This is a genomic window from Streptomyces sp. WAC05292 (genome assembly GCF_003949955.1).
GTDB lineage: Bacteria > Actinomycetota > Actinomycetes > Streptomycetales > Streptomycetaceae > Streptomyces > Streptomyces globosus.
This window is the reverse complement of record NZ_RPSE01000566.1, coordinates 1-3,007: the sequence shown is the minus strand read 5'-3', so window position 1 is coordinate 3,007 and position 3,007 is coordinate 1. Positions and strand designations below refer to the sequence as shown.

The following is a 3,007-nucleotide window of genomic DNA, read 5'->3' as shown; positions in this document are numbered from 1 at the left end:
GGGGAGGGGCGGCGGACGGTGTTCCTGCTCGCCCACACCGGGCGGCAGGCCGCCATCCGCAGCGCCGAGCTCGTCGTCCGCGGCCTCGTCAAGAGCGGGCTCGGCGTACGGGTCCTGGAGGACGAGGCGCGGGACCTGCCGCTGCCGCCGGAGGCGGAACTGGTCGCCGAGTGCACGCCCGAGGTGCTCGACGGCTGCGAGCTGCTGATCGTGCTCGGCGGCGACGGGACCCTGCTGCGCGGCGCGGAGTTCGCGCGCGGCTCGGGGGTGCCGATGCTCGGCGTCAACCTGGGGCATGTCGGGTTCCTCGCCGAGGCCGAGCGCGACGACCTCGACCGGGTCGTCGACCGGGTCGTGACGAGGGCGTACGAGGTCGAGGACCGCATGACGCTCGACGTGATGGTCCGCTCCAACGGGGACGTCGTGCACCGCGACTGGGCGCTGAACGAGGCCGCCGTGCAGAAGGTGTCGCCCGAGCGGATGCTGGAGGTGGTCCTGGAGATCGACGGCCGCCCCGTCTCCGCGTTCGGCTGCGACGGGATCGTCTGCGCGACGCCGACCGGCTCCACGGCGTACGCCTTCTCCGCGGGCGGCCCCGTGGTGTGGCCCGAGGTGGAGGCCCTGCTGATGGTGCCGATCAGCGCGCACGCGCTGTTCGCGAAGCCGCTCGTGACCTCACCGGACTCGGTGCTCGCGGTCGAGGTGCAGCCAGGGACCCTGCACGGCGTGCTGTGGTGCGACGGCCGGCGGATGCTGGAGCTGCCCGCCGGGGCGCGCGTCGAGGTCCGCCGAGGCGCGGTGCCGGTGCGGCTCGCGCGGCTGCACCACGCCTCGTTCACGGACCGGCTCGTCGCCAAGTTCGCGCTGCCGGTGTCGGGTTGGCGCGGGGCGCCGCACCAGGACTGACCGCCGGCCGGAGGGTGTGCGGACGGGGCCGGTCCGCCGGGGCCCGGGACACCGATTTCAATAGCACATGCGTTCGAGGAATTCCCGGCGGGTGACGTCACATGCCACCGGTGAAACCTCGGTATGGTCGTCCCGTGCTTGAGGAGATGCGGATACGGTCCCTGGGGGTCATCGACGACGCGGTGGTCGAGCTGTCGCCCGGATTCACCGCGGTGACCGGCGAGACCGGCGCCGGCAAGACGATGGTTGTCACGAGCCTCGGGCTGCTGCTCGGCGGGCGCGCCGACCCGGCCCTCGTACGGATCGGGGCCAAGGCGGCGGTCGTCGAGGGGCGCATCGTCATGAGCCCCGACGCCCCGGCCGCCGTACGCGCCGAGGAGGCCGGCGCCGAGCTCGACGACGGCGCCCTCCTGATCAGCCGGACCGTGTCCGCCGAAGGCCGCTCGCGCGCCCACGTCGGCGGCCGCTCCGTGCCCGTCGGGCTGCTCGGCGAACTCGCCGACGACCTCGTCGCCGTCCACGGCCAGACCGACCAGCAGGGCCTGCTGCGCCCCGCCCGGCAGCGCCAGGCCCTCGACCGGTACGCCGGCGACGCCGTCGCCGTCCCGCTGGAGAAGTACGGGTCCGCCTACCGGCGGCTGCGGGCCGTCGCCGCCGAGCTGGAGGAGATCACCACCCGCGCCCGCGAGCGCGCCCAGGAGGCCGACCTCCTGCGCTTCGGGCTGGAGGAGATCGCCGCCGTCGAGCCGGTGGCCGGCGAGGACGCCGAACTCGCCGCCGAGGCCGAACGGCTCGGCCACGCCGAAGCGCTCGCCTCCGCCGCGCAGATCGCCCACGCCGCGCTCGCCGGCGACGTCGAGGACCCGGAAGGCGTCGACGCCAACACGCTCGTCGCCGGCGCCCACCGGGCCCTGGAAGCCGTACGCTCCCACGACCCGGTCCTCGGTGCGCTCGCCGAGCGGATCGGCGAGGTCCAGATCCTGCTCGCCGATGTCGCCGGGGAACTCGCCGGATACGCCGACGACCTCGACGCCGACCCGCTGCGGCTCGCCGCCGTGGAAGAGCGCCGGGCCGCCCTCACCCAGCTCACCCGCAAGTACGGCGACTCCGTCGACGCGGTACTGGAATGGGCGCAGACGAGCGCCGCGCGGCTCCTCGAACTCGACGGCGACGACGAGCGGATCGCCGAGCTGACCGCCGAACGCGACGGGCTGCGGGCCGAACTCTCCCAGCTCGCCCAGGCGCTGACGGACGCCCGCGTCGAGGCGGCGACCCGGTTCGCCGCGGCCGTCACCGAGGAACTGGCCTCCCTCGCGATGCCGCACGCACGCGTCACGATCGACATCCGGCAGGCCGAGGTCGCCGACGAGGACGACGGCGTCGAAGTCGGCGGCCGTGCGGTCGCCTACGGGCCCACGGGCGCGGACGAGGTCGAACTGCTCCTCGCCCCGCACCCCGGCGCCCAGCCGAGGCCCATCGCCAAGGGCGCCTCCGGCGGTGAGCTCTCCCGCGTCATGCTCGCCGTCGAGGTCGTCTTCGCCGGCTCCGACCCCGTCCCCACCTACCTCTTCGACGAGGTCGACGCCGGCGTCGGCGGCAAGGCGGCCGTCGAGGTCGGGCGGCGCCTGGCCAAGCTCGCCAAGTCCGCCCAGGTCGTCGTCGTCACCCACCTGCCGCAGGTGGCGGCCTTCGCCGACCGGCAGCTCCTCGTCGAGAAGACCAACGACGGCTCCGTCACCCGCAGCGGCGTCACCGTCCTGGAAGGCGAAGCCCGCATCCGCGAACTCTCGCGGATGCTCGCCGGACACGAGGACTCCGTCTCCGCCCGCGCCCACGCCGAGGAACTCCTCGCCGCGGCGCGCGCCGACGCGTAGCGCGGCACCCGGGGCGGGCGCGCCTGCCGCGCGCCCCGGGCCGCCCCCGCGCACGCGCCCGGGTGGCGCGGGGTGGCGCGAAGATGACGGGCGCTACGCCGTGTGGGTGACACTCGGGGGCGCGTGACGGTATCTCGTACCGGATCCGACCCCGTATCCACGCGGAACGCGCGCACGCCCTGGCATCCTGGGCGGCGACTCTGCCCCCTCACCCAGGAGCCCCCGGC

At 75.1% G+C, this 3,007-nt stretch carries 2 protein-coding genes; both read left to right on the top strand.

From position 1 onward, the window contains the following. Positions 1–18: 18 nt before the first annotated feature. A complete protein-coding gene (locus EF903_RS31065; RefSeq protein ID WP_260616164.1) occupies positions 19–906 on the top strand; it encodes an NAD kinase in 888 nt (295 codons plus the stop codon). Between the two features lie 146 nt (positions 907–1,052). Further along, positions 1,053–2,780, top strand: coding sequence for a DNA repair protein RecN (recN, locus tag EF903_RS31060; protein ID WP_185902923.1), 1,728 nt, complete (start codon positions 1,053–1,055; stop codon positions 2,778–2,780). Positions 2,781–3,007: the final 227 nt, after the last annotated feature.